This window comes from Bacillus sp. M13(2017) (genome assembly GCF_002218325.1).
Classification (GTDB): domain Bacteria; phylum Bacillota; class Bacilli; order Bacillales; family Bacillaceae_G; genus Bacillus_A; species Bacillus_A thuringiensis_K.
The window spans coordinates 65426-87771 of the sequence record NZ_KZ268502.1; the positions used below are offsets into that span (position 1 = coordinate 65426).

Sequence of the window (22346 nt, forward strand, 5' to 3'; positions counted from 1 at the left end):
AATTTAAGTAAGAAAAAATTTATTTTTTTATAATACAAAGGAGGACAAATTAAATGAGTTTAGGTGTAATCGCAGCTGCAATTGCAATTGGTTTATCAGCATTAGGTGCAGGTATTGGTAACGGTCTTATCGTATCACGTACAATCGAAGGTGTTGCTCGTCAACCAGAATTAAAAGGCGCACTTCAAACAATTATGTTCATCGGGGTTGCTTTAGTTGAGGCACTTCCAATCATCGGTGTAGTTATTGCATTCATCGTAATGAACAAATAAGGGAGACTCCCCTTACATAGATGGCGAAGAGTGTTTTTCCGAACTTTCTTCGCCATTGCTTTATGAACGAAACGTATGTCTTTTTTTTTCATATGATCAATCTAGATATTTTGAAGGGAGTGAATCCTTGTGCCAACTTTATTATTAGGGGCTGCCATTCCATTTGGAACGATTGCTTATACATTGTTCATTTTCTTACTTCTGTTAGTGATGCTACGCAAATTTGCGTGGGGTCCTTTAATGGGGATTATGAAAGAACGTGAAGAGCATGTTACTAATGAAATCGACGCTGCAGAAAGAAGTAACGCTGAAGCGAAGAAGTTAGTAGAAGAACAACGTGAAATGTTAAAACAATCACGTGTTGAAGCACAAGAGTTAATTGAAAGAGCGAAAAAACAAGCTGTAGATCAGAAAGATGTTATTGTTGCTGCTGCGAAAGAAGAAGCAGAATCAATTAAAGCATCTGCTGTACAAGAAATTCAACGCGAAAAAGAGCAAGCAATTGCTGCTTTACAAGAACAAGTCGCTTCTTTATCTGTTCAAATTGCTTCTAAAGTAATTGAAAAAGAATTAAAAGAAGAAGATCAAGTGAAGTTAATTCGCGATTATATTAAAGAAGTAGGAGAAGCGCGATGAGCAATGGGATTGTAGCAAAACGTTATGCTGTCGCTCTTTTTAAAATTGCTAAAGAAAAACACGTATTAGAAATGTTTGAAGAGGAATTACGCCTTGTACAAAACGTTTATGTAAAGAACGGAGAACTACATAGCTTTTTAACGCAACCGAACATTTCAAAAGAGCAGAAGAAAACGTTTCTTGCAAACGTATTCGGATCTGTTTCTGAATCTATTTTAAATACGTTATATATTTTAATTGATAACAAACGCATTGATATCTTACCTGAAATTGCAGATGAATATGTTGTTCTTGCTAATGAAGAACGTAACGTAGCGGATGCAACTGTATATTCTACTCGTCTTCTATCAGAAGAAGAGAAGCTTAACATTGCTGAAGCATTTGCAAAGAGAACGGGCAAAGATGCAATTCGCGTGAAAAATGTTGTAGATGAAGATTTACTAGGCGGCATTAAAGTACGTATTGGAAATCGCATTTATGACGGAAGTTTACAAGGAAAATTAGCACGTATTCAGCGTGAATTAATGAAGAATAGATAGGGGTGAAGCACATGAGCATCAGAGCTGAAGAAATTAGCGCACTGATAAAGCAACAAATCGAGAACTATCAGTCTGAAATCGAAGTTAGTGATGTTGGTACAGTTATCCAAGTTGGTGACGGTATCGCGCGTGCTCATGGTCTTGATAACGTTATGGCTGGTGAACTTGTAGAGTTCTCTAACGGCGTTATGGGACTAGCACAAAACTTAGAGGAAAACAACGTAGGTATTATCATTTTAGGACCTTACACAGAAATCCGTGAAGGTGACGAAGTTCGTCGTACTGGTCGCATCATGCAAGTACCAGTAGGAAAAGAACTAATTGGTCGTGTTGTAAACCCATTAGGTCAACCAGTTGATGGTTTAGGCCCAATCAATACAACAAACACTCGTCCAATCGAAAGTCCAGCACCAGGTGTAATGGATCGTAAATCTGTTCATGAGCCACTTCAAACAGGTATTAAAGCGATCGATGCCCTTGTACCAATTGGTCGTGGTCAACGTGAGTTAATCATCGGTGACCGTCAAACTGGTAAAACAGCAGTTGCACTTGATACAATCATTAACCAAAAAGATGAAGACATGATTTGTATCTACGTAGCAATTGGACAAAAAGAATCAACTGTACGTAACGTAGTAGAAACACTACGTAAGCACGGTGCATTAGAGTACACAATCGTTGTAACTGCATCTGCTTCTCAACCAGCTCCATTATTATACCTAGCTCCTTACGCTGGTGTAACAATGGGTGAAGAGTTCATGTACAATGGTAAACACGTATTAGTAGTATATGATGACTTATCAAAACAAGCAGCGGCTTACCGTGAGCTGTCATTACTATTACGTCGTCCTCCAGGTCGTGAAGCTTACCCAGGGGATGTATTCTACTTACATTCTCGCTTATTAGAGCGTGCAGCAAAATTAAGTGATGCAAGAGGCGGCGGTTCTTTAACTGCACTACCTTTCATCGAAACACAAGCAGGGGACGTATCTGCATACATCCCAACAAACGTAATTTCTATTACGGATGGACAAATCTTCTTACAATCTGATCTATTCTTCTCTGGCGTACGTCCAGCGATCGATGCGGGTACTTCTGTATCTCGTGTAGGTGGATCTGCTCAGATTAAAGCGATGAGTAAAGTATCAGGTACACTTCGTCTTGACCTTGCATCTTACCGTGAGTTAGAAGCGTTCGCTCAGTTCGGTTCTGACCTTGATAAAGCAACTCAAGCGAAATTAAACCGTGGTGCTCGTACTGTTGAGGTATTAAAACAAGGATTACACAAACCATTACGTGTAGAGAAACAAGTTATCATTCTTTACGCTTTAACACGTGGATTCCTAGATGATATCCCAGTAGTAGATATCACTCGTTTTGAAGAAGAATTCCATGCTTGGTTAGATTCTAATGCGACTGACTTATTAGAAGAAATCCGCACAACTAAGAAACTTGCGGATGACGACAAATTTGCAGCAGCAATTAACGGATTTAAAAAAGTATTCGTAGCTTCTGAATAATAATAAAAAGTGAAGCCGACTGTTCAGCCCCATCGGCTAAGGTTCTTTCTCACAGAAGGTGCTTTTTACCTTCTTGTGGGGAAGGTTCTTAGACGAAAGGGGCTAGGAGGCGGAACTAGATTAATAAAAGCGGAAGCGGCTCGTTCTGAATGTGAGGGGAAGAAGTGAAGCCACCGAGCATTCAAGCCGCTGGAGCTAGATAGTATATATAAAAGGCATCTCGGGCTCTGAGATTGCTAAAGGTCATGTAAAGGAAAAGAGTAGGTGCACCTATTCTTTTCCTTCAATCATGAGCAAGAATATCTTGCAACGTAGATTAGGAAGAGGATTCTTACTAATCGTGCCAACTTCCGGAAAAAAGGTGGTGAAAACCTGTGGCATCTTTACGCGATATAAAAGCGAAGATTAACTCGACAAAGAAAACGAGTCAAATTACGAAAGCGATGGAGATGGTATCTGCATCTAAGTTAAACCGTGCAGAGCAAAATGCTAAATCTTTCGTTCCGTATATGGAAAAGATTCAAGAAGTAGTAGCGAGCATTGCGCAAGGAAGCAAAGGGATTAATCATCCAATGCTAAATGCGCGTCCTGTAAAGCGTACAGGATACATCGTTATTACGTCTGATCGCGGACTAGCAGGTGGTTATAACAGTAACGTATTACGTACAGTAAGTAACGTAATTCGTGAACGTCATAATATGGATTCAAACCAATATTCTATTATTGTGCTTGGACGACTAGGACGTGATTATTTAAAACGTCGCGGCTTTAACATTATTGATGAAGTAGTTGGATTATCTGACCATCCATCATTTACTGATATTAAAGACCTTGCTTCTCGAGCAATTGCGATGTTCGCAGATGGTGCTTATGATGAGCTGTACATTTACTACAACCATTACGTAAGTAAAATTTCACAAGAGGTAACGGAAAATAAAATTTTACCGCTTACTGATGTGGCGTCTGACAAACCAACGACAGCTTATGAATTCGAACCTTCTGAAGAAGAAATTTTAAAAGTACTATTGCCACAATACGCAGAAAGCTTAGTGTACGGTGCATTACTAGATGGTAAAGCAAGTGAACACGCAGCGCGTATGACAGCAATGAAGAGTGCTACAGACAACGCAATGGAAGTTATCGATTCACTTACACTTTCATTCAACCGTGCGCGTCAGGCAGCGATTACGCAAGAAATTACGGAAATCGTTGGTGGAGCAGCAGCGTTAGAATAGTAATAAAAAGTGGAAGCGGCTCGTCCAGAACAGGAGGGCATTGGAGCTCCTGACGAAGAGGCGTAGTTTGCCTCACAGGAAGGCGCGAAATGACCGACTGTTCTAGCCGCTGGAACTAGATTCAATAAAAAGTGGAAGCGGCTCTGTCAAAAGAGTCGCGTAAGCTATAAACCAATAAAAAATTAAAAGCTAGCTGCTCGTAGAAAGTTGGCTAATTAAAAGAAAGCTAGGAGGGAACCCGATGAATAAAGGGCGCGTTACGCAAATCATGGGTCCGGTTGTAGACGTTAAGTTTGATGGCGGAAAGCTACCAGAAATCTACAACGCCCTTACGGTAAAACAAAGCAACGAAAACGGAAGTATTAACTTAACATTTGAAGTTGCACTTCATTTAGGTGATGATACAGTTCGTACAGTTGCAATGTCTTCCACAGATGGACTTGTTCGTGGCACAGAAGTAGAAGATACTGGTAAACCAATCTCTGTACCAGTTGGTGATGTAACACTTGGTCGCGTATTTAACGTATTAGGTGATGCAATTGACTTAGATGGTGAGGTTCCTGCAGATGTACATCGTGATCCAATTCACCGTCAAGCACCTGCATTCGAAGAATTATCTACTAAAGTAGAAATTCTTGAAACTGGTATTAAAGTAGTAGACTTACTTGCTCCTTACATTAAGGGTGGTAAGATCGGCCTATTCGGTGGTGCCGGCGTAGGTAAAACAGTATTAATTCAGGAATTAATTAACAACATCGCACAAGAGCACGGTGGTATCTCTGTATTCGCTGGTGTAGGTGAGCGTACTCGTGAGGGTAATGACTTATACCACGAAATGAGCGATTCTGGCGTAATCAAGAAAACTGCGATGGTATTCGGACAAATGAACGAGCCACCTGGAGCACGTCAACGTGTTGCATTAACAGGTTTAACAATGGCTGAGCATTTCCGTGATGAGCAAGGACAAGACGTACTTCTGTTCATCGATAACATCTTCCGTTTCACGCAAGCGGGTTCTGAAGTATCTGCCCTTCTTGGTCGTATGCCATCTGCGGTAGGTTACCAACCAACACTTGCAACAGAAATGGGGCAATTACAAGAGCGTATTACATCTACAAATAAAGGGTCTATCACGTCTATCCAAGCGGTATATGTACCAGCCGATGACTATACTGACCCAGCACCAGCTACAACGTTCGCTCACTTAGATGCAACAACAAACTTAGAGCGTCGTTTAACACAAATGGGTATTTACCCAGCCGTAGATCCATTAGCATCTACATCTCGTGCACTTTCTCCAGAAATTGTAGGAGAAGAACATTATGAAGTAGCTCGTCAAGTACAGCAAACTTTACAACGTTATAAAGAGCTTCAAGATATCATCGCTATCTTAGGTATGGATGAGTTATCTGAAGAAGATAAGTTAGTTGTACATCGTGCTCGTCGTATTCAATTCTTCTTATCTCAAAACTTCCACGTAGCTGAGCAGTTTACAGGTCAAAAAGGTTCTTACGTACCTGTAAAAAATACAGTTAGTGGTTTCAAAGAAATTCTAGAAGGAAAATATGATGACCTTCCAGAAGATGCATTCCGCTTAGTAGGTGGCATTGAAGAAGTTATTGAAAACGCGAAGAAAATGATGGCGTAAGGCCTTAGGAGGGACGAAGTATGAAGACATTTCCAGTCAGTATTGTAACTCCTGATGGACCGGTTTACGAAAAAGAAGTAGAAATGGTAAGTGTAAAAGCAGAGAGTGGGGAAATGGGGATCTTACCAGGTCACATTCCAACTGTTGCACCATTAAAAATTAGTGCAGTTCGTCTGAAAAATGGTGGACACACTGATTATGTAGCAGTAAGCGGTGGCTTTATCGAAGTTCGTCCAGATAAAGTGACTGTATTATCATCATCTGCTGAAGAAGCAAACCATATCGATATCCATCGCGCAAATGAAGCGAAGCGTCGCGCTGAGCAACGTCTGCAAGATAAACAAGCACATGTTGACTTTAAACGTGCAGAAATGGCATTACAACGTGCCGTGAACCGTTTAAACGTTTCCGATATGAAGTAAAAAAAATCCGTAAGGGCTTTGCCTTTACGGATTTTTTTTTTGTTTGTTTTATGGATAATTTTACAAAACTGGTATAATTATATTGATGCTTGTATAAGTAGAAGTGTACAACAATTTATATTTCATAAAGGGGATGAATCAATGATTGGTGAAATGAAGCGAGAAGCATTGTACTCTTTAAAGGGAAAATGGGGACTAGGTGTTGGATCAACAATTTTATATTTTATTTTAAGTTATGTCGTTTCGATGGCTGCAATGCTTATACTATTAATTCCAGGAATTATTATATTTCTCTCAGTTGCAAGCTTAACTGGATCATTTGAAGAGGAAACGATGTCAATTGGAGCAGGTATTACCTTTGGGATTTTTTATTTCATTATGATAATTTTGAGTAACGCATCGTATGGGATTACATCATATGGTTATACAAATGTATTTTTACAGATTAGTAAACGAGAAGATGCTAAAGTAGATTACTTATTTGAAGGATTTCGTGGCTTTAAAAGAATGATGAAAACAATGTGGGCAATGCTTGCTATTTTGTTATATACAGGTACATGGATTCCGATGCTGTTAATAGGCTTATTTGCATTGTTAGGTGAAGAAGGGAATACGTCATTTGCAATAGCTTTCTTCGTACTATTAGCAATTTCAATTGTTGGTATGATTGTGATGTATTTTTCTTATGCACTGACGTATTATGTGATGATTGAAAATCCAGAATATAGTGTTTCGCAGGCGATGAAGGAAAGTAAGAATCTTATGAAGGGTCATAAGTTAGATTTGTTTCTTTTATGGCTGAGCTTCATAGGATGGGCTATTTTAGCGCTTTTTACTTTTGGAATAGGATTTCTTTGGCTTAGTCCGTATATGAGTACGACGACAGCACACTTTTATCGCTATATTTCAAAAGGTGAATTTCAATAGGAACATGCTATACTAATAGAATTATTGTGTATAGGAGGCGAGGCTACGCATGATTAGTGATTTAAAAGGAGAAGCACTAGATTCATTAGAGGGAAAATGGGGATTAGCTGTTGGAGCTACACTACTCATTTCAATTCTTATCACGGCTTTTAGTTTTAGTGTTGATTGGGGATTTTCTTTAATTTTCGGTTGGCAAAAAACAAATGGTTCACTTTCAACGAATATTCTTACATTTTTTGTTACTGGACCGTTAACTTTAGGTGGATATTACCTTGGTTTAAATATCCTTCGTGAAAAGCAAGCTAGTATTGGTAATGTATTCGTTTGGTTTTCAGAGGGAAAGAGATTTCTAAAATCATTTTTATTATATTTATTAGTAAATCTTTATCTTTTCTTATGGATGTTATTGTTCATTATTCCAGGTATTATTAAATCATTTTCTTATGCGATGACATACTTTATTATAAACGATCATCCTGAGTATTCACTGAACCAGGCTATTACAGAAAGTCGTCGTATGATGGATGGACATAAGATGGAGTATTTCATTTTATGTTTAAGTTTTATTGGCTGGTTTATATTAAGTTGTATTACATTAGGGATTGGATTCTTATGGTTAATTCCATATTTCTATACAACATCTGCAGCTTTTTACGAAGAGATCGCAGAAGAATATTATGAGAAAAATATTTAGCACTAAAAAACCCCCGGTATGAATTATTTGTTCATACTGGGGGTTTTTTGTAGAAACTTTATAAACTCATTACTAGTAAGTGGTTTACTGAAATAGTAACCTTGCATATATTTACAGTTATGTTTTTGCAGAAACTTAAGTTGTTTTTCGGTTTCAATTCCTTCGGCAACGACTGAAAGATTTAAAGTATTTGCGAGGGAAAGTATTGTAGAAACGATGGCTCGTTCTTCAGGACGATGATCAGCTAATTGTGTAAATTCTCTCGGTACTTTTAATGTATCGATTGGAAAAATTGATAAATAAGCAAGAGAAGAATACCCAGTACCGAAGTCATCAATGGAAGTTTGGATACCGTACTCTTTTAATTGCTTCAGTCTTAATAACGTTTCTTTCTCGTCAATCATTGCAATTCTTTCTGTTAACTCAAGGGTTACATATTTTGGATCGACTTGCACGTCGTTTAATATTTGTGAAATGCTTTCGATTAATTGATCTTGCCGGAACTCTTTTGCGGATAGATTAACACTTATTTTTAAATTTTGGTAGCCAAAGGTATGCCATATTTTTAATTGGAGACAAGCTTCTTGTAATACCCAATGTCCAAGTGGGACTACTTGTGGCGTCTCTTCTACAATTGGAATAAACTCACATGGTGAAATGTCACCTAATAGTGGGTGTTTCCAACGTATTAAAGCTTCAGCACCGATAATTTTATTTGTTGTCGTATCAATTTGTGGTTGATAAACGAGATAAAATTCTTTGTTTACTAAAGCGATTGGCAAATCTTTTTCGATTCGAGCTTTTCGTTCCATTTTTTTATATAGTTCTTTCGTGTAAAGAGAGCTACCGTTTTTTCCTTTATTCTTTGCTTCGTACATGGCCATATCAGCATGCTGCAAAATGGATAGCGGATCTTCACCTGCTTCAGGATATATTGCAATTCCGATGCTCGGTGAGATTTGTAAATGTTGATTTTCGATTTCAAATGGCTCATTCATGGCCGCCACAATCCTATCAGCTATTTTTTGGACATCTGGCTTTTTTTTGTAATTCTCGATAAGGATTGTGAACTCATCCCCAGCTAGCCGTGCGAGTTTCATATTTGATGTTGCTATTTTTTCGAGCCTTTTTGCTACTGCGATGAGTAATAGGTCTCCTACTCGATGACCGAGGGTATCATTAATAACTTTAAAACGGTCTAGGTCGAGAAACATAACAGCAAAAGGCTTTTTCGATATTTTTGCTCGTGCAATTGCTTGTTCTAAATGTTGATGAAATGCACGACGATTTGCAAGCTCTGTTAAAGTATCATGGTATGCTAGGAAGTTGATTTGTTCTTGTTGTTGTTTGCTTTCCGTAATATCTTTAATCATTAAATAAACCCCAGAAATTTTCTCCTTTAAAAAGATCGGTACGGCGGTAACGTGCAAGTAGTAAATATCTCTGTTTTTATGGTATGCCCGTATTTCTAAAGAGATAGAATATCCCTTTTTCACACGATGAAAGGCGTTAATCATTTCTTCTAAATCTTCTTCGTATATGAGTGAGTAGTAAGGCTGGTTTAATAATTCATTCGTTTGATAACCGAGTAAAGTAGTACCAGCGTTATTTACTTTGAGAAAATTGCCGTACAAATCTAATGTGAAGATTGGATCTGGATGATGCTCGTATAAAGATTTAAACATTTGTTGATTATGATAAAGTTCATTTTTCTGTTCTACTAAATCTTCTGTACGTAGTTTAATTTGTTTCTCGAGTTCTGAGTTGAATTGCATTTGAGCTAGCAATAATATTTTATTTTGTTTTCGAACTAAACTATGACGTATGAGAACGAAAGAGAAAGTTATTATAAGTCCGATTACTATAATAGGCGCAAAAACGTATTCAACTAATATAAAAACAATAAGCATTACTACCGAAATATACGGTAATGATAATCGGATTGATTCACCAATTTTAGGTGTTAGTAGTACTTGTTCTTGTTTTTCAGGCTCTTTTGTATGGAGAATACAGGCGATTGCTACTAGTGCTAAGGTTACTTGATAGAAAGGAGTAACTGTAAACATAGAATACTCTGGTATGAAGTATTTTATATAAGCATAAATCGCATCTGTAGTAGCATATAAAATTAAAGCACTGCCAAGAAGTGCACCGACCTTTTTAGGTAATAAGGATAGTGGTTTAAATAAAAGGTTGATTCCTATTAAGAGAAAGAGTAAATCAGCCATTGGATAGGTAAGTTGAACAAATATGTCGATATAGGATGTTGTAAAGATGTGAATAGTTCGTTCAATAAGTAAGTAGTAACTTAAAGTAAATTGGGCTGTAACGATAATACAAATATCACATAGCATAAAAAGTTTTTCTAATAAATCTCGGTTGTAAATGATTTCGTATAGAAAGGCAAACGTAAAGCTAACTAAAAAAAGTAAGTAAAAAAAGTCAGATGGATCAACGAACGTATAGAAGTCTTTTACAATTAAACGCTGATAGGCAACGACTATATCACCGATAAAATAAGAGAGAGCTCCAACAGATAATATGATCCAAAATAAACGAGATAGCCCTTCTTTCATGTTTGAAAAATAAAGTATATAACTACAAGCGATAATATCAATTAATAGGGTACTCGTTCCGATTAATAGCTGAAAAGGAAATGAGTATTCATACAGAAAAGGCATCGCTACATAGTGAAGCGTTATAGACAGCAATACAATGCTTATAAGAATACTTACATGTGTTTGTTTTTTCATTTATATCACCTACGGTTTCTTGAAAAGCATATATAAGTTTTATATTTATTTTGCACAATTATAGCAAGTTGTAAAGATAGATTTTAATAATTCTTGTTTCTGTCTCCCAACATATCGACATAGGAATTTGAAGTTTGCTATAATGATTAGAATAGTTGCATTATTTAGAAAAATTTAAAAATAATAATTACTGCAACTAGGACATATTGTTTACTATGTGAACTTGTTCTTAATTTAGGGGGGAGGGTTTCACAATGGCAAGTGTATATGAAAATAGTTATATGATCGTTTTGATTTTCTTGCTATTAGGTATATTGCTGCCGGTAGTGGCTCTTACATTAGGCAGGATGCTGCGCCCAAATAAACCAAGTGCAGCAAAGGCGACGACGTATGAGAGTGGAATTGAGCCTTTTCATGATGCAAACATTCGGTTTCATGCTCGTTATTATATTTTCGCTTTATTGTTTGTGATCTTTGATGTAGAAACTTTATTTTTATATCCTTGGGCTGTTGCGTATGACAAGCTAGGTTTATTTGCATTAATTGAAATGCTCATCTTTGTTGTAATGTTGCTAGTTGGATTAGCGTATGCTTGGAAAAAGAAGGTGTTACAATGGTTATAAATTTTGAGGAATTACATCCAAATGAACGAGCAGAATTAGAACGAAATATCTTTTTTTCTACATTGGAACAGTTGAAAGGATGGGCGAGGAGCAATTCTTTATGGCCGATGACATTCGGACTGGCGTGCTGTGCAATTGAAATGATGGGAGTAGGCTCATCACATTATGATTTAGATCGATTTGGGTCATTTTTTCGGACTTCACCAAGGCAATCGGACGTCATGATTGTATCGGGAACGGTAACGAAGAAGATGGCTCCTATTGTTCGGCGCTTATATGATCAAATGCCCGAACCGAAATGGGTTATTGCGATGGGATCTTGTGCGACAGCAGGTGGTCCGTATGTAAATTCATATGCTGTTGTAAAAGGTGTAGACCAAATTGTACCAGTTGATGTGTATATTCCTGGTTGTCCCCCAAATCCAGCTGCTTTAATTTATGGAATTAATAAATTAAAAGAAAAAATTCGTTACGAAGCAAAGACCGGGAAGCAGGTGACGAATAAATGAGTAATCCAAATAAAGATTTAGAGGAGTTGAAAAAAGAAGCAGCTAGGCGTGCAAAAGAAGAGGCGAGAAAACGCCTTGTAGCGAAACACGAGGCGGAAATAAGTAAGCTTGAGGAAGAAGGTCAAGAAAAAGAGAAAGCGCTACCAAAAAATAATGATATTACTATAGAAGAAGCAAAACGACGTGCAGCAGCAGCTGCCAAAGCAAAAGCGGCGGCGTTAGCGAAGCAGAAAAGAGAAGGAACAGAAGAAGTAACGGAAGAAGAAAAAGCGAAAGCCAAGGCGAAGGCAGCAGCGGCTGCCAAAGCAAAAGCGGCGGCGTTAGCGAAGCAGAAAAGAGAAGGAACAGAAGAAGTAACGGAAGAAGAAAAAGCGAAGGCGAAGGCAGCGGCAGTGGCCAAGGCAAAAGCGGCGGTGTTAGCGAAGCAGAAAAGAGAAGGAACCGAGGAAGTAACGGAAGAAGAAAAAGCGAAGGCGAAGGCAGCGGCAGCGGCCAAGGCAAAAGCGGCAGCGGCTGCAAGAGCGAAGACAAAGGGGGCTGAAGGTAAGAAAGAGGATGAGCCGAAGCAGGAAGAACTGTCCGTAAATCAGCCGTATTTAAATCAGTATGTTGAGGCTATTAGGGAGAAGTTAGGAGAGGGTGCATTAGTAGATTCCTATATTAATAAACTGTCAAAGGATGTGCCAACTCTTGTGGTGGATCCCGAAAAATATTATGAAGTGATGGAGTTACTGCGATTCCATGAGGGACTTGCTTTTGATTATATGTCAGAGCTACATGCGACGGATTTTGTGACACATATGGAAGTGTATGTTCATTTGTTTTCATATGGTAAGAAACAATCGGTAGCGGTGAAGGTAAAGCTAGACCGGGAAGCGCCGCAAGTCGAATCTGTGACAGCGCTTTGGAAAGGGGCTGACTGGCCGGAGAGAGAAGCGTACGATTTGCTCGGTATTGTATTTAAAGGGCATCCGAATTTAACGCGTATTTTAATGCCAGATGATTGGGTAGGATATCCGCTTAGAAAAGACTATGAACCGTATGATGTGGAGGTGTAGCTATGATCCGCACGGAAGAGATGCTTTTGAATGTAGGACCTCAGCATCCGAGTACACATGGTGTGTTCAGGCTCGTAATTAAGATTGACGGGGAAATTATTAAAGAAGCTACACCGGTTATTGGGTATTTGCATCGCGGGACGGAAAAGATTGCTGAGAGCTTACAGTATACGCAAATTATCCCTTATACAGATCGAATGGACTATTTATCAGCCATGACGAATAATTACGTCATTTGCCATGCTGTAGAGACGATGATGGGGCTTGAAATTCCGGAGCGTGCCGAATACTTGCGAGTACTTGCGATGGAGCTAGGAAGAATTGCGAGCCATCTCGTTTGGTGGGGGACGAATCTTCTTGATATAGGAGCGGTCAGCCCGTTTCTGTACGCGTTTCGTGAACGAGAGATGATTATAAATTTATTAAATGAATTATGCGGGGCACGGCTTACTTTTAACTATATGAGAGTTGGTGGTGTGAAGTGGGATGCGCCAGATGGTTGGATTGAAAAGGTGGAAGAGTTTGTTCCGTATATGAGAGAGCAACTGGCAGGTTATCATGATCTTGTTAGCGGTAATGAGATTTTCTTAAATCGTGTGAAAGGCGTTGGTATATATAGCGCGGAAGAAGCGATTTCGTATTCTTTAAGCGGAGCAAATTTGCGGTGCACTGGAGTAAACTGGGATCTCCGCAAAGATGAGCCGTATTCGATTTATGATCGTTTTGATTTTGATATTCCTGTTGGAAGCGTGGGAGATGCTTGGGATCGCTACGTTTGCCGAATGCAAGAAATCGAGGAGTCTTTAAAGATTGTTGAGCAAGCGGTTCAGCAGTTCCCGAAAGATGGAGCTGTGCTGGCAAAAGTACCGAAAATTATTAAGGCACCTAAGGGAGAAGCGTTTGTACGTATCGAATCGCCGCGCGGAGAGATTGGTTGTTATATCGCTAGTGACGGAAAGAAAGAGCCGTACCGTTTGAAGTTTCGTAGGCCATCTTTTTATAACTTGCAAATTTTACCGAAGTTATTAAAAGGTGAAAACATCGCTAATTTAATTACGATTTTAGGTGGAGTTGATATTGTACTTGGGGAGGTTGATGGCTAATGATTGAGACGCTCTTACAATCACCTTCAAGCTGGACGAATTTCTTCATTTTTTTTGGATTAGCGGTACTTCTACTATTTGCAGTCCTTGGCTTCGTTACATATGGAATTTTGGCAGAACGGAAAGTGATGGGGTTTATGCAAGGGCGGATTGGACCAAACCAGGTTGGAGGCCGATTCGGTTTACTGCAAACGGTAGCTGATGTTTTAAAACTATTATTGAAAGAAGATAGTATTCCGAAAGCAGCAGATAAACCGCTGTTTATATTAGCGCCTGTCATTGCATTTGCACCAGCATTTATGGTGCTTGCGGTTATCCCGTTCACTGATAAATTTCAATTTGCAGATATTGGAGTCGGGCTACTTTATTATATTGCTGTTTCCGGTATTACGACGATAGGTGTTGTAACTGGGGGATGGGCATCGAATAATAAATATTCCCTTTTAGGAGGGATGCGTGCGGCGGCGCAAATGATTTCTTATGAGATTCCGCTCGTAATGAGTGTAATTGGTATCGTTTTGCTAGCTGGTAGTCTGAATTTAAATGAGATTGTAGCGGCGCAGGAGAAGGTCTGGTACATTTTCGTACAGCCAATTGGCTTCGTCGTTTTCTTAATCGCAGCAGTTGCAGAGTTAAATAGGACGCCGTTCGATTTGCCGGAAGCGGAGTCAGAACTTGTTTCTGGATATCATACGGAATACTCAGGTTTTCGCTGGGCGTTTTTCATGCTTTCAGAGTACGTATATTTCTTCGGGATGGCATCGTTAATTACAGTGCTCTTTTTAGGCGGATGGAATCCAGTCATGTTTCTTGGATTTATCCCAGGTGCCGTATGGTTTGCTTTGAAATTTAGCAGTGTAGTCTTTCTATTAATTTGGTTCCGCGTTACGTTCCCGCGTATAAGAGGTGACCAGTTAATGGAGTTTGGATGGAAAGTATTATTGCCGATTGCACTTGCAAATATTTTCTTAACGGCATTGATTAAGGAGTTATTCTTCTAATCTATGAGGGGGGTGCCAGTAAGAGATGAAAGGACTATTTAAAGGGTTAAAATATACATTAAGTAATTTGAGCAAGAAGAAGGTAACGTATGATTATCCAAATCAACCGTTGCCGTTGCCAGACCGTTTTCGGGGGATTCAAAAATTTTATCCGGAGAAATGTATTGTTTGTAATCAGTGCTCTAACATTTGTCCGACAGACTGTATTCAGTTAACAGGAAAGAAACATCCGGATCCTACGAAAAAAGGAAAAATTATCGACACGTATGATATTAATTTTGAAATTTGTATTCTTTGTGATTTATGTACAGAAGTTTGTCCGACAGAGGCAATTGTCATGACAAATAACTTTGAACTCGCGGAATATTCACGTGATGACTTATTTAAAAATTTGCAGTGGCTTGACGAAAACGACGAAAACGTCAGGAAGGAGAATAAGGCATGAATGGCGAGTTTGTAGCATTCTTTATACTATCCTTGTCTGCAATTATCGGCGGTGTTCTTATGTTGAACTTAACGAAAGTTATGCACATGATGCTAGCTCTCGTTCTAACATTCCTCAGCATTGCAGGTTTGTATTTTCTTTTATCAGCCGAATTTATAGGCGTTGCACAAATTTTACTTTACTCTGGTGCAATCACAATTATTATGATTTTCGGCATTATGTTAACGAAACATAACGCGGAAAATGAATCGCGTCTTACTCTTCGAAAATGGATTATCTTCTTTGCAGTTGTAGCATTTGGAGCAGTTATGTATTTCGCTGTTAATAATGTTGATTTTGCAAATGAAAGCACACAAGGAAGTTTACCTCTCCATGAAAACAACACACTTCAAATCGGTACGCTTCTCTATTCAAAATATATTATCCCATTTGAACTAACTTCAGTTATTTTACTTGTAGCACTCGTTGGCGCGATTATACTTGCGAAAAAGGACGAGAAAGAGGAGGAATCCAATGAGTAGCGTTCCAGATTCTGCATATTTAACACTTGCGATTATTTTGTTTTGCATCGGTCTATTTGGAGCTTTAACAAAGCGGAATACAGTAATCGTATTAGTTTGTATCGAATTAATGCTGAATGCTGCCAATTTAAACTTAGTGGCGTTTAGTAAATTAGGCTTATTTCCGAATTTAACAGGTCAAATTTTCTCACTGTTTACGATGGCTGTAGCGGCAGCGGAAGCGGCGGTAGGACTCGCCATTTTAATTGCTTTATATCGTAATCGTACGACAGTTCAGGTGGATGAAATGGATACGCTTAAAGGATAGCATTGTGACCGAAAAAGGGGGAAGGAAACAATGATCGATTATGCATGGCTCATACCGCTTTTCCCACTCGTTTCGTTTTTGTTACTTATTATATTCGGGAAGAAAATTAGAGAAGGAAGCAGCGTACTTAGTATTTTTTTCGTCTTTCTCTCCTTTATACTTGCGGTACTTGTGTTAATAGAAAGATTTTCAGAAGCAAGCGTGAAGCATAAGTGGGTGTGGCTTAGAGCTGGAGATGTGGATATATCATTCGGCTTTGAAGTGACTGCATTAGGAGCTTTAATGTTATTTATCGTGACGCTTGTGAGTCTACTTGTACATGTGTATTCGAAAGGTTATATGAAAGGTGATGAACGATTACCAACCTTTTACGCATATTTAGGACTCTTTACATTTGCGATGTTAGGGCTTGTTATATCAACGAATTTATTACAACTTTATATATTTTGGGAATTAGTTGGTCTTGGTTCATTTTTACTTATCGGTTTTTATTTCTTTAAAGAAGAAGCAAAGGCTGCTGCAAAAAAGGCTTTTATTATGACCCGTATTGGGGATGTTGGTTTATTTATCGGGATGATTTTAATTTTTTGGTACGCAGGTAGTTTTGAATATGACGCAATATTTAGGGCGATTTATACAGGGGATCTACCTCCTTACATGATTACAATAACAGCGATATTAATTTTTATCGGGGCGATGGGGAAATCAGGTCAGTTCCCGCTTCATACGTGGTTGCCAGATGCAATGGAGGGGCCAACGCCCGTTTCGGCACTTATTCACGCGGCGACGATGGTCGCAGCTGGCGTATATTTAGTAGCGACGATGTTTCCTCTGTTTTCAGCAAGTACAGTGGCGATGCAGACAGTGGCAATCGTTGGAGCTTTCACTGCAATCTTTGCGGCCTCTATCGGTCTTGTGCAAACAGATATAAAGAGGGTGCTTGCTTATTCTACAGTTAGCCAGCTCGGGTACATGATGCTCGCGTTAGGTTCTGCCGGTTATGTAGCTGGTATATTCCATTTAACGACACACGCTTTTTTTAAAGCACTACTATTTTTGGCAGCAGGAAGTGTAATTCATGCTGTGCATACGCAAAACATTAATAAAATGGGCGGTTTACAGAAGAAGATGAAAGTAACTGGTATGCTATTTTTAATAGGTACCCTCGCCATTAGCGGTGTTCCGCTGCTTTCCGGTTTTTTCAGCAAAGATGAAATTTTAGCGGCGACTTGGATGAATGGCAATTACGTTTTATTTACTTTAGCAGTAATTGCAGCGTTTTTAACAGCGTTTTATATGTTCCGTCTATACTTTCTTGTCTTTACCGGAGAAGCGAAGACGAAGGAAGAAGTGCATGAATCGCCTCGCGTTATGACGTATCCAATGCTTGTTCTCGGCGTTCTTGCGGTAGTGGCAGGATATATAAATACACCTTGGTTTGGGACGTTTCTCGGAGATTGGTTGACGAAAGATGTAGGGTTTAAGGTTGAAGAAGCGCATGGACCAGTTTGGATTATGATTGTTGCGACACTCGTTTCATTTGCGGGAATCGCTCTTGCATATTTCATATATGGCAAGAAATCAATTTCTAGAGATTGGGCTGGGGGTACGGAAACATCGCTTTATAATCTTTTGAAAGAAAAATATTATGTCGATGAACTATACAACATGACGGTGATCTCTATTACGAAAGGAATCACTCATGTGCTTCGCTTATTTGAAGTGTATGTAGTCGAAGGAATTGCAGTTTTAATTGGAAGTGTAGTTAAAGGCACAAGTAATCTTGGCTCGAAACTTCAAAACGGGAATGTACAAGTGTACGGTACTGTAACGGCGGTTTCGCTCGCTGTACTCGTCATTATTTTGCTCTATACGGGAGGGGATTTACGATGAATGATTTGTTGTTAACGTTCTTCATTTTTTCCCCGCTTTTAGGAATTTTATTGCTTGTATTAACACCGAAAAAGGAATTGCGTACAGTGCGAGCGCTTGGCTTATTTGGGACGGCACTTCCATTTGGAATCGCTATAGTCCTCGCTTGTACATATGCTTCTGGAAAGAATTTGTCACTATTTGATGAAAAGGTGAAATGGATTAAGTTCGGAGATTTAACAGCGGTGGATAAAAGGTGGTTTTCTATTTATTACGAGCTCGGTATTGATGGTTTGTCACTTGTCATGATGGTACTGACGGCTCTTCTAGCGATGCTTGCAGCAATTGCAGCCTTTTCTATTAAAAGAAATTTAAAAGCATTTTATATGTTGTTACTCATGCTAGAAATAGGAATGCTCGGTGTCTTTGCTGCTCAAAATTTAATGTTGTTTTTTATCTTCTTTGAAATTACGTTGCCACCAATGTTCTTATTAATTGGAAAGTGGGGAAAATTGTCGAGTGAAAAGGCTGCGTATAGTTATTTAATATATAACGGTATTGGCTCAGCTATTTTGCTCATTGTTTTCTCAATTTTGTTCGCGAAAACAGGTACAACAAATATTGTGGAGCTGAAAGAGATATTAAGAAGTGTAAACGCAGAGGGAGCACTCGTCATCCCAAGTAATTTGCAGCTTAGTGTATTTATTGCCATAATGATTGCCTTTGCAATTAAACTACCTGTTTTTCCGTTGCACCGCTGGATGGTCAATGTACACATAGAAGCGCATCCAGCTGTAGTTATGCTTCATGCGGGTGTTTTGCTGAAGATTGGAGCGTACGGTATTATTCGCTTCGGGAAAGGGCTATTCCCGGAATATTTTCACGATATTGCAACGCTAATTGCTATATTAGGCGTAATCAATTTATTATACGGTGCCTTTTTAGCGCTCATCCAAACGGACTTTAGGAAAGTACTGGCTTACTCTAGTATTTCGCATATGGGAATTGTGTTAATGGGACTTGCTTCACTTAATGCACCTGGTACACAAGGAGCACTATTCCAAGTTGTATCACATGGTTTAATTGCAGCCTTGCTTTTCTTCCTACTCGGTGTTATAGAACAACGGTTTGGAACTTCGGATATTACGGTGCTAGGCGGACTTGCGAAAAGTGTACCGATACTTAGCGGATTCTTTTTAGCAGGAGGAATGGCTTCGCTTGGATTACCAGGGATGTCTGGGTTTGTTAGTGAATTTCTTGCCTTTCTCGGTTTATTTCAAGGAGAGCCCGTCATTGCTGCAGTCGGTGTGATTGGCATCATTTTAACCGCTGTATATGTATTAAGGGCGACACTTCAAGTGACATTTGGAAACAAAGAGTGGGAAGCAAAATCTGATATACACGGATGGGAGTACGTCCCTGTTTTACTACTTATCTTTTGTATTATTGCAATTGGAGTTATGCCAGAAATACTAGGGGATCCGCTTCAAAATACATTGAAAACATTGGGGGTGAAGTAGGATGGATATGAATACGTTACTTAGCTTATCGTGGCATCTAATGGTGCCAGAATTTATTATTCTCGGCGCCGCCATCCTTCTTTCCATATGTGATTTGTTTTTTAAGCTGAACCATAGATATGTAGCTCTTGGTGCGATTGCTGCCATCGTATTAGCAATCGTGTCATTAATTACTCTATATAGCGAACCAGCGGGAGATATTTTAAATGGATCGTTTGTGTTAGATGGATTTTCAAAAGGGTTTAAAACGTTGCTATTAGGTGCCTCAGCTCTCATTTTATGCACCGCAATGAGCGATGATAAGAAGAATCCAATTGAAGATAAAGGTGAATATTATTACTTATTTTTAATGGCACTTCTTGGCGCGATGTTCATGGCTTCTAGTGTTGATTTTATTACCCTTTTCGTTGGTTTGGAGTTACTTTCACTTTCTTCCTATATCTTAGTAGGAATACGAAAAAAGAGCCGTGCATCAAATGAAGCGGCAATGAAATACGTCATTAGCGGAGGAATTGGAACGGCGATTACGCTCTTCGGAATGAGTTATTTATACGGTATTACAGGTTCAACTAACATTGTAGATATGCAAAAGGTACTCACTGGGGAACTCGCTAGTGGTATTCAGTTATTGTTAGCTCTCGCATTTCTTTTATTGCTAGTTGGTCTCTCATTTAAAATTGCCACAGTGCCGTTTCATATGTGGGCACCTGATGTGTATGAAGGAGCGGCTACACCAGTTACTGCTTTTCTTGGAACGATTTCTAAAATTGCTGGTTTCCTACTCATTATTCGTTTGTTCCTTATGGTTTTTGCAAGTGTATTAATACAAGGAGATATGCAATCTTTATATGGGCATATGAGTATATATATTGCGGTGCTAGCAAGTATTACGATGATTGTTGGGAATGTAGTCGCGTTAAAACAATACAATATAAAGCGTTTATTTGCTTATTCGGGCATTGCTCATGCAGGGTATTTACTCGTTCCACTTGTGGCATTATCACCATTTACGATGGATAGCATGTGGTTTTATATGCTGGCATACATGCTTATGAATATAGGTGCATTTGCTATCATCCACGGCTTAATCTTACAAAATGATGAGGAAAATATAACGATTTTCACAGGTTTATATAAAAGGTCGCCATTTACAGCGATTATGATGACAATCTTTATTTTATCGTTGGCTGGGATACCAGGAACGGCTGGCTTCATTGGAAAGATTAATATCTTTTTAGGCGCGCTTCATGTAGAGCCAGCACATTACGTACTAGCTTCGATTATGATGGGTACGACAGTTGTTTCATTCGTATATTATTTCCGTATTTTACAACAAATGTTTTTCCGCACCGGAGAGACAGAAGAGAGAATACGGTTACCGTTAAATATAAAGGTTGTTATGAGTCTTTGTGCAATTTCGATTGTAATACTAGGGATTATGCCGATGATTGGGTACAATTTCTTTTATGAATATTTTCCATTAATGAAAGATTTCTTCTTCTTAGGGAACGTGGTACAATAGTGAAAATAAAAGGTGTGGAGTCAGTACTCTGCGCTTTTTATTTTGTGTTAACTTGTAATGTAGATATACGTTTTTGGAAAGAAAATCACGATGTAAAATGTAAGATGTCTATGTGCATTTGAAAAAGTGTAGCTCCTACTTATTATGGTATCGTTTTTATATTCTTTCATAAGTAGTAGCTGAGTAAAAAGGGGTCGATTTTTTGGCACAACTTTTAGGGCAACAAGCACTGATTGCCATTGTTTCGCATTTATTGTTTATTACCATTACGTGGTGGGCCTTACAAGGCATTCACATTGAGCGTTTAATGAAGTCCGGAAAAGTGCTGCAGACGCGAGTATTACTCATCTTAATTACAATTGCAATTGGGACATCTGTAAGTAACTTTTTCCTTGATTATTTAGGCTATTCGAAGAGTTTAACGTATTTAGTAAAGTAAGTGTATAGAACCTCAAATCTCCGTTAACAATGGGGATAGGAGGGGATGAAATTGAAGTTTAAAGCCATTCTTATTGTTGCACTTAGTGTTGTTTTATTTTTGGTTGGATATAGAGAGATGAAACCGATAAGCGATGAACAGAAAATGGAGAGCATGATCAAGGCTTTAGAGAAAAATGATGCTAAAGTAGAAAAATGGTCATGGTTAGCGAGAGAAACAAAAACAATTTCTAACATACATACGTTTCAAAAGTTGTTAAACGATGTGAAGGAAAAGGCAAATATTCAAAAGTGGGAAGTAGAGCAATCTCCAGATGGATATAAAGCTACATCCTATAAAAAGTTTGCTTCTCATGAAGAACGAGTAGTAGTAACTTGGAGTAAAGAAAATACTAAAGAAAACACTTTCATTATCTTTGAAGTGAGTGGGGCGAAATGGGACCCGAAGTATGTTCAAAACATGAATAAAATTTTTAGTGAAAAACCTATAATTTACACTTGTGTTCAAGGTGTACTGAATGATAAGATTGAAGGTGTTTTGCAAAATAAAACCAATCAGGTTTTGAAAGATCTTTCAGCAAGAGCGATCGAACAAGTAGAAGAAAGAGCATTTGTGTCAGTCTCCGCATACAATAAAAAGTGGGATGACGCTCTTTCAACAAATAGAGAGAAAATAAATGTGCAAATAGCAATACGTTCTACAGACAACAAAGATACAATTGTGGTTGGCACACCGATCATAACTTCTGAGTATTGAGTGAATAGATACTGAAAAAAGGAC

The 22346-nt window shown here is 38.6% G+C and carries 23 protein-coding genes; 22 read left to right on the forward strand and 1 reads right to left on the reverse strand.

Annotation, left to right across the window (positions count from 1 at the left end):
* Positions 1-53: 53 nt before the first annotated feature.
* From atpE to CGQ22_RS09475, 9 genes are all read left to right on the forward strand, one after another.
* Positions 54-272, forward strand: a complete 219-nt coding sequence (gene atpE / locus CGQ22_RS09425; RefSeq protein WP_000052064.1) for a F0F1 ATP synthase subunit C — start codon at positions 54-56, stop codon at positions 270-272.
* Between the two features lie 129 nt (positions 273-401).
* The gene (gene atpF, locus CGQ22_RS09430; protein WP_001142618.1) at positions 402-908 is read left to right on the forward strand and encodes a F0F1 ATP synthase subunit B; all 507 of its coding nucleotides are present in this window, start codon (positions 402-404) and stop codon (positions 906-908) included.
* Positions 905-1447 carry a F0F1 ATP synthase subunit delta gene (atpH, locus tag CGQ22_RS09435; RefSeq protein ID WP_000064683.1) on the forward strand — a complete coding sequence of 181 codons (543 nt, stop codon included), beginning with the start codon at positions 905-907 and terminating at the stop codon, positions 1445-1447. The genes atpF and atpH overlap by 4 nt, the downstream gene beginning before the upstream one ends.
* Before the next feature lie 11 nt (positions 1448-1458).
* Entirely contained in the window at positions 1459-2967 is a 1509-nt protein-coding gene (gene atpA, locus CGQ22_RS09440) for a F0F1 ATP synthase subunit alpha (protein ID WP_000027521.1), read from the forward strand.
* A gap of 374 nt (positions 2968-3341) precedes the next feature.
* Positions 3342-4202 carry a F0F1 ATP synthase subunit gamma gene (gene atpG / locus CGQ22_RS09450; protein ID WP_000157696.1) on the forward strand — a complete coding sequence of 287 codons (861 nt, stop codon included), beginning with the start codon at positions 3342-3344 and terminating at the stop codon, positions 4200-4202.
* A 241-nt stretch (positions 4203-4443) separates the two neighbouring features.
* Complete coding sequence (gene atpD / locus CGQ22_RS09460; protein WP_001032593.1) at positions 4444-5850, forward strand: F0F1 ATP synthase subunit beta; 1407 nt, start codon at positions 4444-4446, stop codon at positions 5848-5850.
* 20 nt (positions 5851-5870) lie between these two features.
* Positions 5871-6272, forward strand: a complete 402-nt coding sequence (gene atpC, locus CGQ22_RS09465) for a F0F1 ATP synthase subunit epsilon (RefSeq protein WP_000847211.1) — start codon at positions 5871-5873, stop codon at positions 6270-6272.
* Between the two features lie 141 nt (positions 6273-6413).
* Positions 6414-7199, forward strand: coding sequence for a DUF975 family protein (locus CGQ22_RS09470; protein ID WP_000578832.1), 786 nt, complete (start codon positions 6414-6416; stop codon positions 7197-7199).
* Positions 7200-7248: 49 nt separating this feature from the next.
* Entirely contained in the window at positions 7249-7893 is a 645-nt protein-coding gene (locus CGQ22_RS09475) for a DUF975 family protein (RefSeq protein ID WP_046946594.1), read from the forward strand.
* A gap of 23 nt (positions 7894-7916) precedes the next feature.
* On the opposite strand, the gene CGQ22_RS09480 is transcribed toward CGQ22_RS09475, so the two are convergent.
* Complete coding sequence (locus CGQ22_RS09480) at positions 7917-10646, reverse strand: EAL domain-containing protein (RefSeq protein WP_000744999.1); 2730 nt, start codon at positions 10644-10646, stop codon at positions 7917-7919.
* 254 nt (positions 10647-10900) lie between these two features.
* On the opposite strand from CGQ22_RS09480, the gene nuoA reads away from it, so the two are divergent.
* The 13 genes from nuoA (at position 10901) to CGQ22_RS09545 (ending at position 22322) form a co-directional block, all read left to right on the forward strand.
* Entirely contained in the window at positions 10901-11269 is a 369-nt protein-coding gene (gene nuoA, locus CGQ22_RS09485) for an NADH-quinone oxidoreductase subunit NuoA (RefSeq protein ID WP_000179273.1), read from the forward strand.
* Complete coding sequence (gene nuoB, locus CGQ22_RS09490) at positions 11260-11778, forward strand: NADH-quinone oxidoreductase subunit NuoB (RefSeq protein WP_000236331.1); 519 nt, start codon at positions 11260-11262, stop codon at positions 11776-11778. The genes nuoA and nuoB overlap by 10 nt, the downstream gene beginning before the upstream one ends.
* A complete protein-coding gene (locus tag CGQ22_RS09495; protein ID WP_089148602.1) occupies positions 11775-12836 on the forward strand; it encodes an NADH-quinone oxidoreductase subunit C in 1062 nt (353 codons plus the stop codon). Before nuoB ends, CGQ22_RS09495 begins: the two co-directional genes overlap by 4 nt.
* A 2-nt stretch (positions 12837-12838) precedes the next feature.
* Positions 12839-13939, forward strand: coding sequence for an NADH-quinone oxidoreductase subunit NuoD (nuoD, locus tag CGQ22_RS09500; RefSeq protein WP_000621434.1), 1101 nt, complete (start codon positions 12839-12841; stop codon positions 13937-13939).
* Positions 13939-14940: an NADH-quinone oxidoreductase subunit NuoH gene (gene nuoH / locus CGQ22_RS09505; protein ID WP_000573426.1), complete on the forward strand. Its 1002-nt coding sequence runs from the start codon at positions 13939-13941 to the stop codon at positions 14938-14940. The genes nuoD and nuoH overlap by 1 nt, the downstream gene beginning before the upstream one ends.
* 25 nt (positions 14941-14965) lie before the next feature.
* Positions 14966-15385 carry an NADH-quinone oxidoreductase subunit NuoI gene (gene nuoI / locus CGQ22_RS09510; protein WP_000677191.1) on the forward strand — a complete coding sequence of 140 codons (420 nt, stop codon included), beginning with the start codon at positions 14966-14968 and terminating at the stop codon, positions 15383-15385.
* Positions 15382-15906, forward strand: coding sequence for an NADH-quinone oxidoreductase subunit J (locus tag CGQ22_RS09515; protein WP_001012813.1), 525 nt, complete (start codon positions 15382-15384; stop codon positions 15904-15906). Before nuoI ends, CGQ22_RS09515 begins: the two co-directional genes overlap by 4 nt.
* Complete coding sequence (nuoK, locus tag CGQ22_RS09520) at positions 15899-16213, forward strand: NADH-quinone oxidoreductase subunit NuoK (protein ID WP_089148603.1); 315 nt, start codon at positions 15899-15901, stop codon at positions 16211-16213. The genes CGQ22_RS09515 and nuoK overlap by 8 nt, the downstream gene beginning before the upstream one ends.
* 30 nt (positions 16214-16243) lie before the next feature.
* Complete coding sequence (gene nuoL, locus CGQ22_RS09525) at positions 16244-18106, forward strand: NADH-quinone oxidoreductase subunit L (RefSeq protein ID WP_089148604.1); 1863 nt, start codon at positions 16244-16246, stop codon at positions 18104-18106.
* Positions 18103-19605: an NADH-quinone oxidoreductase subunit M gene (locus tag CGQ22_RS09530; protein ID WP_089148605.1), complete on the forward strand. Its 1503-nt coding sequence runs from the start codon at positions 18103-18105 to the stop codon at positions 19603-19605. Before nuoL ends, CGQ22_RS09530 begins: the two co-directional genes overlap by 4 nt.
* A gap of 7 nt (positions 19606-19612) precedes the next feature.
* On the forward strand, positions 19613-21127 hold the full coding sequence (gene nuoN, locus CGQ22_RS09535; protein WP_002180967.1) for an NADH-quinone oxidoreductase subunit NuoN: 1515 nt from the start codon (positions 19613-19615) through the stop codon (positions 21125-21127).
* A gap of 202 nt (positions 21128-21329) precedes the next feature.
* The gene (locus CGQ22_RS09540; RefSeq protein ID WP_000057889.1) at positions 21330-21566 is read left to right on the forward strand and encodes a DUF1146 family protein; all 237 of its coding nucleotides are present in this window, start codon (positions 21330-21332) and stop codon (positions 21564-21566) included.
* Between the two features lie 51 nt (positions 21567-21617).
* Positions 21618-22322, forward strand: a complete 705-nt coding sequence (locus CGQ22_RS09545) for a YwmB family TATA-box binding protein (protein ID WP_175423373.1) — start codon at positions 21618-21620, stop codon at positions 22320-22322.
* Positions 22323-22346 lie beyond the last annotated feature (24 nt).